Here is an 11,765-nt window from a genome sequence, read left to right on the forward strand (position 1 = left end):
CTCCGCCCCCACCGCCGACCGGGCATCATGGGAGGTCGTGAACGAGAAAGGGGTGCCGGTGCCCGACAGGGAGGGACGTGACGGGCTCCGCGACGTCAATGGGCCGCTGACCCGTCAGGCGATCGTGATCGCCGCGGTCACCTTGGTGGTGGACGCCCTCACTTTCGCCCACTCCACCGGTTCCCCCGCATTTCCGGCGGGATGGCGCTGGGCCATGCTGGCGGCGATCATCGTGGTGGACGCCGGCCTGGCCGGCGCACCGCGGCTGTCGGGAGTGGTGGCCGTCGCTCAGGCGGCGGTCCGGGTAGCGGGCACGTTGTCATGCCCCGAGACCGCGCTGCCGCCCGCGCTGAACAGCGCGGGCATGCTCATCTCCGCCTACCGGGCGGGTGCCTGGCTGGACCGGTGGCCGGCGGTGGTGTCCCTGCTCTTCCTGGTGGCGGGGACCCTCGCGAGTCCGATCCTCAGCGAGGCGAACTTCGCGCCAGAGCTCCTCCTGCTCGCTCCGACGGCCAGCGCACTGCTGCCCTGGCTCGTCGGTCGGTACACCACCGCCCGACGCGCCTACATCGCCGAGCTGGAACAGCGCTCCGAGCGGGAGAAGTCGGAGGCGCGGCAGGCCCTGGCCGCGGCCATCGCAGAGGAGCGCACCGGCATCGCCCGCGACCTGCACGACGTGATCTCCCACCACGTGAGCGCCATCGGCGTCCACGCCGGGGTGGCCCGGTTGCGGGCGGCGGCGGGCGCTTCCGACCTGGCGGACTCGCTGACCGCCGTGGAGACGTCCAGCCGGGCGGCGATGCTCGACCTGCGGCGACTGCTGGACGTCCTGCACGGCCACCCGTCGGGAGAGGACAGCCAGCCCGGGCTGGACAACCTCCCCGAACTCCTCGACAGCCTCCACGCCGTCGGCCTGCGGGCGCGGGTGACCGTCCACGGCGTCCCGTCTCCGCTACCGGAGTCACTGGACATCGCCGTATACCGGGTGGTGCAGGAGATGCTCACCAACGCCCTGCGGCACGGCGCCGACGGTGCCGCGGAGGTCGAACTGCGCCACGCTCCCTCCAGCCTCACCGTGACCACCTCCAACCTCCTCGGCACGCGGGCGCGCGCCTGGCCAGACTCGCCGCACCGGGGGCTGCAGGGGATCCGCAGCCGTGCCGCCGTGTTCTCGGGCTCCACCAGCTACGGACCCGCACCCGACGGCAAGACCTGGATCACTACCGCGACGTTCCCCGTGAGCCCCTCATGACCTTGCGCGTCCTGATCGCCGATGACCACGCAATGTTCCGCTCCGGTCTGCGCGCCGTCCTGGGCACCCAGCCCGACCTCACCTGCGTAGGCGAGGCGTCGGATGGCCGGGCCGCGGTGAGCGAGGTGCTCCGACTGCGTCCCGACGTCGCAATCATCGACATCCGCATGCCCCGGCTCGACGGCCTGCACGCCACGGAGGAGATCCTCGCAGACCCGGCCAACGCCACCAAGGTCATCCTGCTGACCACCTACGACCACGACACGTACGTCCACCGCGCCCTTCGGGCAGGAGCCAGCGGATTCCTGCTGAAGAGCCTCCCGCCGGAGGAACTGATCGCGGCAGTCCGGGTGGCCGCCCGCGGCGACGCCCTCATCGACCCCTCAGTGACACGCCGCCTCAGCACCCGTCTCGCCAACGGCATTGCCCCTTCTCCGCCCCCGACCGACCTGGATCTCCTCACCGCGCGGGAACGCGAGGTACTGCTGCTGCTCGCCGGGGCGCACAGCAACGCCGAGATCGCCGACCGTCTCGGGATCGGCGATGAGACCGTCAAGACGCACGTGTCGCGCATCCTGACCAAGCTGAATCTGCGGGACCGGGTGCACGCGGTCGCCTACGCCCACCTCAATGGCCTCATCGGCCAGGCCCCTGCTCATTCCGATCCCGGAGAGGACCAGGCCGCCCGGGGCAGGCGCGGCAGAGAGAAAACCCGCCACGATCCTTGATCCCGGACGGGACCGCATCCGTCCGCCAACGTCTCCTCCGGCGGGACGGGCGGGCACACCGGCGCCGGAGCGGGGGAGCGGTGGGCTGGACCTGATCGGGCTGCCTCATCTCGGCAGGGGAGGAGTCCGGCACACGCCGATGCCCTGCGGCGTGGGGGAGCCGGCCTGTTCCGGCGCGGCGGCGTGCGGGACCGCATGTGGGCGCTGTGCCGCTTCGCAGATGTCAGGAATTTACTTTGTAAAGGCGCCAGGGCGGTCCGAAAATAGATCCCGCAGCCCACAATCTTCCACCGAGAGGGGACGAGCGCGCCCATGGCCTTCTGTTGACCAGACCGGTCAGGAATCGAGAAGCGCGGTCCGGCCGGCCGGAACTAGCGTGACCGGCATGGACATCACCATCCACCAAACCTTCCTCCCTCACCACGACGCCGAAGCCTCCCTCGCCTTCTACCGCGACACCCTCGGCTTCGAAGTCCGCAACGATGTCGGATACAACGGCATGCGCTGGATCACCGTCGGTCCTCCCGGCCAGCCCGGCACCTCCATCGTGCTGCACCCCCCGGCCGCCGACCCCGGCATCACCGACGACGAACGCCGTACCATCGCCGAGATGATGGCCAAAGGTACCTACGCCGGCATCAACCTCGCCACCAAAGACCTCGACACCACCTTCACCCAGCTCCAGGCCGGCGACGCCGAAGTCGTCCAGGAACCCACCCAGCAACCCTACGGAATCCGCGACTGCGCCTTCCGTGACCCCGCGGGCAACATGATCCGCATCCAAGAACTCCGCTGAACCACCCGGACGGCAGCGGACTCGAAGAACGTCGCCCGGCACCTCCGCCGAGAGCCCGGCGCCATCGCCTTACGGGGCGGGCGCCGGGCTCGGGGGAGTGGTGGAGGCCGAGTGGGACGAGAGAAGTCGCCGGGGTCTCGGTCAGGTGGTGACGTAGGCCGCGAGGTGTTCGCCGGTGAGGGTGGAGCGGGCGGCGACGAGGTCGGCGGGTGTGCCCTCGAAGACGATCCGGCCGCCGTCGTGGCCGGCGCCGGGGCCGAGGTCGATGATCCAGTCGGCGTGCGCCATGACCGCCTGGTGGTGCTCGATGACGATGACCGACTTGCCGGAGTCGACGAGCCGGTCGAGCAGGCCGAGCAGTTGCTCGACGTCGGCGAGGTGGAGGCCGGTGGTCGGCTCGTCCAGGACGTAGACGCCGCCCTTCTCGGCCATGTGGGTGGCCAGTTTGAGCCGCTGCCGCTCGCCGCCGGACAGTGTGGTGAGCGGCTGGCCGAGGCTGAGGTAGCCGAGCCCGACGTCGGCGAGCCGGGCGAGGATGGCGTGCGCGGCGGGGGTGCGCGCCTCGCCGGTGCCGAAGAACGCCTCGGCCTCGGTCACCGACATCGCGAGCACCTCGCTGATGTCGCGGCCGCCGAAGTGGTACTCCAGCACCGATGCCTGGAACCGCTTCCCCTCGCACTCGTCGCAGACGGTGGCGACGCCCGCCATCATCGCCAGGTCGGTGTAGATGACGCCGGCGCCGTTGCAGTTGGGGCAGGCGCCCTCGGAGTTGGCGCTGAACAGTGCCGGCTTGACGCCGTTGGCCTTCGCGAACGCCTTGCGGATCGGGTCGAGCAGTCCGGTGTACGTCGCCGGGTTGCTCCGTCGCGAGCCGCGGATCGCGCCCTGGTCGATCGACACCACACCCTCGCCGGCGGGGATCGATCTACGTACGAGCGAGCTCTTGCCTGAGCCCGCCACGCCGGTGATCACGCAGAGCACCCCGAGCGGGATGTCGACGTCGACGTCCCGCAGGTTGTTGGCGGTGGCGCCGCGGATCTCCAGCGTGCCGGTGCGGGTTCGGACCGTGTCCTTGAGGGTGGCCCGGTCGTCGAGATGGCGGCCGGTGATGGTGTCGCCGGCCCGCAGCCCTTCGACGGTGCCCTCGAAGCAGACGGTGCCGCCCGCCGTACCGGCGCCGGGGCCGAGGTCGACGACGTGGTCGGCGATCGCGATCGTCTCCGGCTTGTGTTCCACGACGAGGACCGTGTTGCCCTTGTCCCGCAGTCGCAGCAGCAGGCGGTTCATCCGCTGGATGTCGTGGGGGTGCAGGCCGATGGTGGGTTCGTCGAAGACGTAGGTGACGTCGGTGAGTGAGGAGCCGAGGTGGCGGATCATCTTGGTCCGCTGCGCCTCGCCGCCCGAGAGGGAGCCGGCGGGGCGGTCGAGGCTGAGGTAGCCGAGGCCGATCTCGACGAAGGAGTCGAGGGTGTGTCCCAGTGAGGCGAGCAGCGGCGCGACCGACGGTTCGTTCAGGCCGCGTACCCACGTGGCGAGGTCGTTGATCTGCATGGCGCAGGCGTCGGCGATGCTGATTCCTTCGATCTTCGAGGATCGGGCCGCTTCGCTGAGCCGGGTGCCCTCGCATTCGGGGCAGGCGGTGAAGGTGACCGCGCGGTCCACGAACGCCCGGATGTGCGGCTGCAGCGCGTCGGGGTCCTTGGAGAGGAACGACTTCTGCACCTTGGGGATCAGGCCCTCGTAGGTGAGGTTGACGCCGTCGATCTTGACCTTGACCGGTTCCTTGTAGAGGAAGTCGTCGAGTTCTTTCTTGGTGTATTCGCGGATCGGTTTGTTCGGGTCGACGAAGCCTGATTCGGCGTAGACCCGTACCGTCCAGAAGTTGTCCGACTTCCAGCCGGGGATGGTGAACGCGCCCTCGGCGAGTGACTTGGAGTCGTCGTAGAGCTGGGTGAGGTCGATGTCGGAGATGGTGCCCCGGCCTTCGCAGCGTGGGCACATGCCGCCGGTGATGGTGAAGCTGCGTCGTTCCTTCACGGTCTTTCCGGCGCGTTCGAGGGTGACCGCGCCGGCTCCGCTGATCGAGGCGACGTTGAAGGAGAACGCCTGGGGTGAGCCGATGTGCGGCTTGCCGAGTCGGCTGAAGAGGATGCGCAGCATCGCGTTGGCGTCGGTGGCGGTGCCGACGGTGGAGCGGGGGTCGGCGCCCATCCGCTGCTGGTCGACGATGATCGCGGTGGTGAGTCCTTCGAGTACGTCGACCTCGGGCCGGGCCAGTGTCGGCATGAAGCCCTGGATGAAGGCGCTGTAGGTTTCGTTGATCAGTCGCTGGGACTCCGCGGCGATCGTGCCGAACACCAGCGAGCTCTTGCCGGAGCCGGAGACGCCGGTGAACACGGTGAGCCGGCGTTTGGGGATCTCGACGCTAATGTCCTTGAGGTTGTTCACGCGTGCGCCGTGTACGCGGATCAGGTCGTGGATGTCGGCGGCGTGTGGCGCAGGCGACTGCGTGTCCGTCCTTGTGGCCGTGCTCATGGTGTCTCCATCTGTTACGTGGGGGCCGCTTTGGCGGTTTTTGTCGGCGTCGCCTGGCTTGATCTACGTGTTTGAGTGGTTTGTCCGTCGCGGCCGGGCATCTCGTCACCTCGCGCCAGGATCGGGTGCGGCGCGGGGGGATGCGGAACCGGCGGTGTTGCGTGGCCGCGTGCGCGGGTCGAAGCGGCGGACCGGTGGGTGATTCTCGGGTGGTTCAGGCGAGGGAGGCTTCGGGGTCGTGGTGGGGGAGGAGGGTTCGGTGGATGGTGGTGTCCATTTGGGTCACGCTAGTTGCGGCTGGGTGGGGCGTGCTTCTCGATTCCTGACCGGTCTGGTCACCTGTTTCACGACGCATGACGGGATCCCCGCCGTCGTGGGTGTGGCGTGGCGCCGGTAGACGCTGGGCGGTACGCCGACGAGTTCGGTGAAGCGAGTGCTGAAGGTGCCCAGCGAGGAGCAGCCGACCGCGAAGCAGACCTCGGTGACGCTGAGGTCGCCCCGGCGTAGGAGTGCCATCGCGCGCTCGATGCGCCGCGTCATCAGGTAGGCGTACGGTGATTCGCCGTAGGCGAGCCGGAACTGGCGGCTGAGGTGCCCGGCCGACATGTTCACGCCGCGGGCGAGCGCGTCGACGTCCAGTGGCTGCGCGTACTCCCGGTCGATCCGGTCGCGGACGCGGCGTAGCCGTGCGAGGTCGCGCAGGCGCTGGGCTTCGGCGGCTTCACTGCTGGTCACCTGCGAGATGGTGCCATGTCGCGCCGGATTTTCCTAGCGCCGGGGTCGCATCTCACATGGGTTCGCGCAGGGCGAATGCCAGTCATCATGCCATCAACGGTATCGTTGAACTGCCGGTTGAAACTTTTCCGCGATAGGGTCGGGCCCATGGGGCGGAACCTTCAAAGCGGTGAGCGGCTCAGGCCGGTTGACCTGGCGCGTGGGCATGGTCTGTCCACGCAGGCGATCAGGAATTACGAGGAGGCGGGGATTCTTCCGGCCGCCGGTCGCACGTCTCATGGTTACCGCACGTACACTCCGCTGCACGCGGTGGCTCTGCGTGCGTTCCTGGCGCTGGTGCCCGGCCATGGTCACCAGGTGGCGGCGTCGATCATGCGGGCGGTGAACGGGGGCGGGGTCGAGGAGGCGTTCCGTCTCATCGACGAGAGCCATGCCCAGCTTCTTGACGACCGCCGGACTCTCCAGGCCGTGGAGAACGCCCTCCGCGATCTGGAGTCGACCGCGGAGTCCGTCGCGGTGTCCGGGCTGGGTGGCACGTTCATCGGGCCGCTGGCGGGGAAGCTCGGGATCCGGCCCGCGACGTTGCGTAAATGGGAGCGGGCCGGGCTGGTGCGGCCGGGTCGGGATCCGCGGACCGGGTATCGCGTCTACGACGAGGCCGATGTGCGGGATGCCCGGCTGGCTCACCAGCTCAGGCGGGGCGGTTATCTGCTGGAGCAGATCGCCCCGCTGCTCGACCAGGTGCGGGCCGCCGGCGGGCTGGCGCCGCTGGAGGCCGCCTTGCACGACTGGCGGGGGCGGTTGTCCGCTCGTGGGCGGGTGATGCTGGCCGGGGCCGCCGAGTTGGATGCGTACCTTCGCGAGCGTGGGTAGGGGTCATCCGTCCGGTTCGCCGTTCGTCAGGGTCGGTGTGACGGGTTGGTTGACGGGTGTCAGGCGCCAGGCCGTACGAGCCACTGGCGCCTGCACCACGGCGACGTCGGCGACCGGAACTCACTGCCTGCCCAGGGGCATGCACCAGGTGTGATCCGAGGGTTATGGCGTGAGGACCGTCTTGCCGATGGTGGAGCGTTCTTCGAACGCTTTATGTGCGCCGGCGGCCTGGGCCAGCGGAAGGGCGGCGCCGATGATCGGCTTGAGTTCGCCGGTTCGGGCCAGATCGAACGCGCGGTTGAGCAGGCGGGCCAGGTGTTCTGGTGGCAGCACTACGGACGCGAAGCCTATGACGGATAGGCCTCGTTGGTAGACATCGAGTGGGTCGAACTGCGGCGCCTGGCCGCTTGTCGTCCCGTAGACCACCATCCGGCCGGTGCCGGGCGTCAGAAGGTCGAAGGCGCTCTTGGAAACCGGGCCGCCTGTGGTTTCCAGCACCACCCGGAGATCACCGTCCGCCGCCTCCCGCACGCGATCGCACCAATCCGGTGTGCTGTAGTCGATCGCCGCATCCGCGCCGAGTTGCTTGGCCACGTCCAGCTTCTGTTCGCCTCGGGCGACGGCGATCACCCTCGCGCCGGCGTGTTTGGCCAGTTGTACCAGCAGACTGCCGACGCCGCCCGCGGCGGCCTCGACCAGCACCGTCTCTCCTGGCCGGAGGGCGGCCGCCTCGGCCACCCCGACCGCGGTCGTCCCCTGGCCGAGCAGGGCCAGGGCTGTGTGGTCGTCCAGTGTGCCGGGCCGCGACAGGGCCGCCGCCGGAAGGACGGCCTTCTCGGCGTAGCCGCCGCCTGCGGTGGCGCCGATTACCTGCCGGCCGATCTGTGCGGGGTCGACGTCCGGGCCGACGGCGATCACCGTGCCCGCCACTTCGAAACCCGGCGAGTACGGCAGGGGGAGGTCGGCGAGCACCGATCGCATCAGGCCGGCTCGTATCTGGATGTCGGCGAAGCCGATCCCGGCCGCGGTCACCCGCACCAGGATCTCGCCGGGGCCGGGCTCTGGGTCGGGAACCTCGTCCACACGCAGAACGTCGGGTGGACCGTAGTCATGAAACCGAACAGCACGCATTGATGGTCCTTCGCATCGGGGAGATGTGAGGCGGCGGATGCGCCGTCACCGCGAAGGTATCGATGAGATACTGGTTACTTCAAAGGTATCTAACTACCGTGAGGGTACTAGTGGAACCGCTCGCCCCGGACATGTTCGACCCGGCCTGCCCGAGCAGCATCATGCCGATCCGGATCGGCGACAAATGGTCCGCGATGATCATCCAATGCCTCGAACAGGGGCCACGACGGTTTTCTGAGATCCGGATCCCGCTCCGGCATGCCACCCCCAAAGTGCTCACGCAGACTCTTCGCGCCCTCGAACGCGACGGGATGATCACTCGCACGGTCTATGCCGAGGTCCCGCCACGAGTGGAGTACGAGCTGACCCCGCTGGGGCGCACCCTGCTCGACCTCATCGCCGCCTGCCGGCACTGGGCAGAGGAGAACATGCCCACCATCCTCGCGGCCCGTGATGCCTACGAGGACACCATCACCGACGCCGGCTGATCGGAGGTTGTGTCGGAGCCGGTGTCGATCGCGGCCGCGGTGGTGTGGGCCGCCAGGTGGGTCCGGGCGACGGTGAGGGTTTGCGTGCCGTAGAGGTTGCTGAGCCGGATCCGCAGGCGGTCCGCGCCGCCGTGGACGCGTACGACCTGGCGGAGGGTCTGGTCGGCGAAGCCGCGCGGCTCGTGGATGAGGGTCATGGGCTCGTACGGGCTGACCGGTGCCGATCGGAAGGCCGCGGTCCATGTGTGGGTCATGAGGTCAGTTCTCCCTGGGGGTGCAGGAGGCGGTGGGTGAGGTCGTGCAGGCGGGTGGCGGCGCCGGGGTCGAAGTCGGGGCCGTTCAGGTTGATCGGGTCGAAGCGCATGAAGGCGCTCAGTGGCGCCGTGGGCGGGGCGTCGATGGGGGCGATGATCGGTTTGATGCCTTCGTGGACCGGCCGGCCGTGCTTCTTGAGCGCGGCGACGTGGGCGGCGGTGGCCGGGTCGTACTGGCCGGCGAAGGAGGTGGCGACCGGGCCGGGATTGATCAGCACGTACCGGGTGCGTCCGGCGGGCTGCCGGGCGGCGTATGCGACCGCGAGCAGGTCGTTGGCCCGTCCGGCCTGCATCTGGGCGGCGACTCCGTCGTAGCCGCGTTCGAGCATGAGGTCGTTCCAGTGGATGCGGCCCATGGGGACGCCGGGGCCGGACACGTTGACGATGACCTTGGGTGCGGTCAGGCCGTGGCTGAGCTGGAACCGGCTCAGGTAGTCCAGGGCGAAAACGCCCTCGAATCCCTCGGTGGTGACGAACCGGCTGGAGCGGAAGTAGCGGGCGCACAGTACGAGTGCGTCCACGACGGGGTAGCGGTCGTTGATCTCCTGGACGACTCTTCTGTTCTCGCTGACCAGGCTCAGGTCCGCGGGGATGAAGTGGGCTCGGGGCAGCGTGGCGGCCTTGGCCGCGTCGCGGCCGATGACGACCACGGTGTCGCCTCGGTCGAGGTAGGTGGCGGCCAGGGCGCGGCCCATGCCGTCGGTGCCGCCGGTGATCACGATGGTTTTCGTGGTGCTGGTCATGAGGACGCCTTGGGGGAGGTGACGGGTTCGGGGTGGGCGGGCGCGGGTTGCGTACGGCCCGGCAGCAGCGGGATCACGGCCATCACGGCCGCGATGAGCACGGCGACGAGCCAGAAGACGCCGTGGAAGCCGGTGATCACTTCACCGGAGGTCTGCAGGATGAGGGTGACCAGGGCGATGCCGAGCGCGGCGCCGAGCTGGTTGAGCATGTAGAGGACGGAGCTGCCCTGTGCTACGAGCGGGCCTGGCAGGCTGCGGTAGAGCGAGCCCATCGTCGGGGCGCTGAAGCATCCCATGCCCAGGCCGATGGTCAGTGCCGCCAGTACGGGCCACGCCTGGCTGGTGTCGGCGTCGATCTGGGTGAAGGCCAGGGCGCTGAGGCCGGCCAGGAGCGCGCCGCCGAGGGCCAGGCCGCGGGCGCCGATCCGGTCCGACAGCTGTCCGGCCAGGGGCATGGCGATCGCGCCGCCCAGGCCCGCCGGGGCCATCAGCAGTCCGGCGGCGAGTACGCCGTGGCCGTGTGCCTGCTGGTAGTACAGCGGGAGCGCGAACAGGGTGGCGAAGTTGGCGAGGCCGCCCAGTCCCATGATGGTGACGCTGGCGGTGAAGCCTCGGCTGGTGAACAGCCGCATGTCGATCAGGGGTGGCGTGCGCCGGGAGCCGAGCGCGTGCAGGACGTAGCCGGTGATCAGTGCGATGCCGGCGGCGAGGGGCAGTAGCGCCTGCCAGGCGGTGAACGTCGCGTACTCGGCGGTCTGTGACAGGGCCAGGACGAGTGCGGCGAACCCCGGCGCGAGCAGGGCCAGCCCCAGGACGTCGAGGCCGACCGGCGGCCGTTGCCCGGGTGGGGGGTCGGCGGGCAGCACGCGCACGGCGAGCAGGTAGGCGACAAGGCCGGCGGGCACGCTCAGCAGGAACATCCACCGCCACGAAAGGCCGCTCAGCACGGCGCCGCCCGCGACCGGACCCAGGACCGGGCCCAGCGACAGCACCACGCCCATCAGGCCCATGACGCGTCCCGCGCGGGCCGGTCCGGCGGCGCGGGCCAGCAGGATCAGCACCAGCGGGTCGAGCACTCCGGCGCCGATGCCCTGCAGGGTGCGGAAGGCGATCAGGCTGCCGACGTTCCAGGCCAGCCCGGCGGCCAGCGATCCCGTCACGAACAGTGCCAGGCCCGCCAGCCACAGCCGTCGGCTGCCGTATCTGTCGACCGCCCAGGTGGTGAACGGGATGGTGGCGGTGACGGCGAGCAGGAAGCCGGTGGAGGCCCAGCCGATCGTGCTGAGCGAGGCGTCGAGCGCGTTCGCGAGGGTGTTCGTGGCGACGGCGGCCATCGTGCTGTTGAGGATGCCGAGCAGGCCGCCGAGCAGGACGACGGCGATCAGGGTCAGCAGCGGGCGGTCCAGACGGTCGCCCGACTCTGTTGAACTCATGGGTTCAATTTAGCTATCTCATCGATCCATTCGCAACCTAAGGGTTCAGGCCACTGAACCAACGAGTACAATCGTGGCATGGCTACCGCACGGGGACGCATCGACAAACGGCAGGCGATCCTGGACGGCGCGTTCACGGTGTTCGCCCGCCAGGGCTACGCCCAGGCCTGCGTACAGGAGATCGCCAATGAGGCCGGCGTGGCCAAGCCCACGGTGTACAACCACCTCACCGACAAGGCGACCCTTTTCCGGCACGCGATGCAGGCTGCGGCTCGGAGCGTGCTGGAGCAGCGACTCGCCGCGCTCCAGCCACTCACCGAGCCGGGCCCCGACCTCCGCGCCGGCCTGGAGGAGGTCGGGGCCCGCCTGATACGCCTGCACGCCGACGACCGCTCCTGCGCGCTGCGGCGCCTGCTTTACGCGGAGATCACCCACTTCCCCGACATCCTCGGCCTCGTCGTCGAGAGCGGACCGCAGCGCCTGAGCCAGGCGCTCGCCGACCGGCTGGCCCGGCTCACCCTCGCCGGCCGCCTGAACGCCACCGACCCGGACCAGGCCGCCGAACACTTCCTGGCGCTGCTCATCGGCCCGCTGGAGACACGCTCCCAGATGGGCACCCGCCAGATCGGCGACGCCGAACTGGACGAGATCGCCCGCGCCGCCGTCCGCACATTCCTGCACGCCTTCGGCGCCGAGGGCGTAAGCGGGCGGCATCCTGCTGGATGACGTGTCGCGGA

General features: G+C 69.6%; 12 protein-coding genes. 6 read left to right on the top strand and 6 right to left on the bottom strand.

The window, feature by feature from the left end; translation table 11 throughout:
- The first annotated feature begins 37 nt into the window (after positions 1-37).
- The 3 genes from QSK26_RS31855 to QSK26_RS31865 all read left to right on the top strand — a co-directional run bounded on the left by QSK26_RS31855 (position 38) and on the right by QSK26_RS31865 (position 2,776).
- Positions 38-1,252 (top strand): sensor histidine kinase, encoded by a 1,215-nt coding sequence (locus QSK26_RS31855; protein ID WP_285779004.1) that lies wholly within the window; start codon positions 38-40, stop codon positions 1,250-1,252.
- Positions 1,249-1,980, top strand: coding sequence for a response regulator (locus tag QSK26_RS31860; RefSeq protein ID WP_285779005.1), 732 nt, complete (start codon positions 1,249-1,251; stop codon positions 1,978-1,980). Before QSK26_RS31855 ends, QSK26_RS31860 begins: the two co-directional genes overlap by 4 nt.
- A 385-nt stretch (positions 1,981-2,365) precedes the next feature.
- Positions 2,366-2,776: a VOC family protein gene (locus tag QSK26_RS31865; protein WP_285779006.1), complete on the top strand. Its 411-nt coding sequence runs from the start codon at positions 2,366-2,368 to the stop codon at positions 2,774-2,776.
- A gap of 141 nt (positions 2,777-2,917) precedes the next feature.
- Here QSK26_RS31865 and QSK26_RS31870 read toward each other — a convergent pair whose 3' ends face one another.
- Together QSK26_RS31870 and QSK26_RS31875 are read right to left on the bottom strand one after the other, a co-directional pair.
- Positions 2,918-5,311, bottom strand: coding sequence for an ATP-binding cassette domain-containing protein (locus QSK26_RS31870; RefSeq protein WP_285779007.1), 2,394 nt, complete (start codon positions 5,309-5,311; stop codon positions 2,918-2,920).
- Positions 5,312-5,593: 282 nt separating this feature from the next.
- Positions 5,594-6,055: a helix-turn-helix transcriptional regulator gene (locus QSK26_RS31875; RefSeq protein WP_285779084.1), complete on the bottom strand. Its 462-nt coding sequence runs from the start codon at positions 6,053-6,055 to the stop codon at positions 5,594-5,596.
- A gap of 138 nt (positions 6,056-6,193) precedes the next feature.
- Between QSK26_RS31875 and QSK26_RS31880 the strand changes: the two genes are divergently transcribed.
- Entirely contained in the window at positions 6,194-6,919 is a 726-nt protein-coding gene (locus QSK26_RS31880) for a TioE family transcriptional regulator (RefSeq protein WP_285779008.1), read from the top strand.
- A 162-nt stretch (positions 6,920-7,081) separates the two neighbouring features.
- Here the strand turns inward: QSK26_RS31880 and QSK26_RS31885 are convergent, their stop codons facing one another.
- Positions 7,082-8,002, bottom strand: a complete 921-nt coding sequence (locus QSK26_RS31885) for a quinone oxidoreductase family protein (protein WP_285779009.1) — start codon at positions 8,000-8,002, stop codon at positions 7,082-7,084.
- 146 nt (positions 8,003-8,148) lie between these two features.
- On the opposite strand from QSK26_RS31885, the gene QSK26_RS31890 reads away from it, so the two are divergent.
- Positions 8,149-8,538: a winged helix-turn-helix transcriptional regulator gene (locus tag QSK26_RS31890; RefSeq protein ID WP_285779010.1), complete on the top strand. Its 390-nt coding sequence runs from the start codon at positions 8,149-8,151 to the stop codon at positions 8,536-8,538.
- Here the strand turns inward: QSK26_RS31890 and QSK26_RS31895 are convergent.
- From QSK26_RS31895 to QSK26_RS31905, 3 genes are read right to left on the bottom strand one after another with little or no spacing between them, the layout of a single operon-like run.
- Entirely contained in the window at positions 8,508-8,792 is a 285-nt protein-coding gene (locus QSK26_RS31895; RefSeq protein ID WP_285779011.1) for a hypothetical protein, read from the bottom strand. The two genes, QSK26_RS31890 and QSK26_RS31895, sit on opposite strands and share 31 nt — an antisense overlap.
- Positions 8,789-9,595, bottom strand: coding sequence for an SDR family NAD(P)-dependent oxidoreductase (locus QSK26_RS31900; protein WP_285779012.1), 807 nt, complete (start codon positions 9,593-9,595; stop codon positions 8,789-8,791). Before QSK26_RS31900 ends, QSK26_RS31895 begins: the two co-directional genes overlap by 4 nt.
- Positions 9,592-11,028, bottom strand: a complete 1,437-nt coding sequence (locus tag QSK26_RS31905; RefSeq protein ID WP_285779013.1) for a DHA2 family efflux MFS transporter permease subunit — start codon at positions 11,026-11,028, stop codon at positions 9,592-9,594. The genes QSK26_RS31900 and QSK26_RS31905 overlap by 4 nt, the downstream gene beginning before the upstream one ends.
- A 78-nt stretch (positions 11,029-11,106) precedes the next feature.
- On the opposite strand from QSK26_RS31905, the gene QSK26_RS31910 reads away from it, so the two are divergent.
- Entirely contained in the window at positions 11,107-11,754 is a 648-nt protein-coding gene (locus tag QSK26_RS31910) for a TetR/AcrR family transcriptional regulator (protein ID WP_285779014.1), read from the top strand.
- The last annotated feature ends 11 nt before the right edge of the window (positions 11,755-11,765 follow it).

Source organism: Microtetraspora sp. NBRC 13810, from assembly GCF_030268685.1.
Lineage (GTDB): Bacteria > Actinomycetota > Actinomycetes > Streptosporangiales > Streptosporangiaceae > BSRQ01.

Coding starts and splice junctions, on each gene's coding strand:
- QSK26_RS31860 (WP_285779005.1), top strand. CDS start 1,249: ATGACCTTGCGCGTCCTGATCGCCGATGACCACGCAATGTTCCGCTCC.
- QSK26_RS31865 (WP_285779006.1), top strand. CDS start 2,366: ATGGACATCACCATCCACCAAACCTTCCTCCCTCACCACGACGCCGAA.
- QSK26_RS31870 (WP_285779007.1), bottom strand. CDS start 5,311: ATGAGCACGGCCACAAGGACGGACACGCAGTCGCCTGCGCCACACGCC.
- QSK26_RS31880 (WP_285779008.1), top strand. CDS start 6,194: ATGGGGCGGAACCTTCAAAGCGGTGAGCGGCTCAGGCCGGTTGACCTG.
- QSK26_RS31895 (WP_285779011.1), bottom strand. CDS start 8,792: ATGACCCACACATGGACCGCGGCCTTCCGATCGGCACCGGTCAGCCCG.
- QSK26_RS31900 (WP_285779012.1), bottom strand. CDS start 9,595: ATGACCAGCACCACGAAAACCATCGTGATCACCGGCGGCACCGACGGC.
- QSK26_RS31905 (WP_285779013.1), bottom strand. CDS start 11,028: ATGAGTTCAACAGAGTCGGGCGACCGTCTGGACCGCCCGCTGCTGACC.
- QSK26_RS31910 (WP_285779014.1), top strand. CDS start 11,107: ATGGCTACCGCACGGGGACGCATCGACAAACGGCAGGCGATCCTGGAC.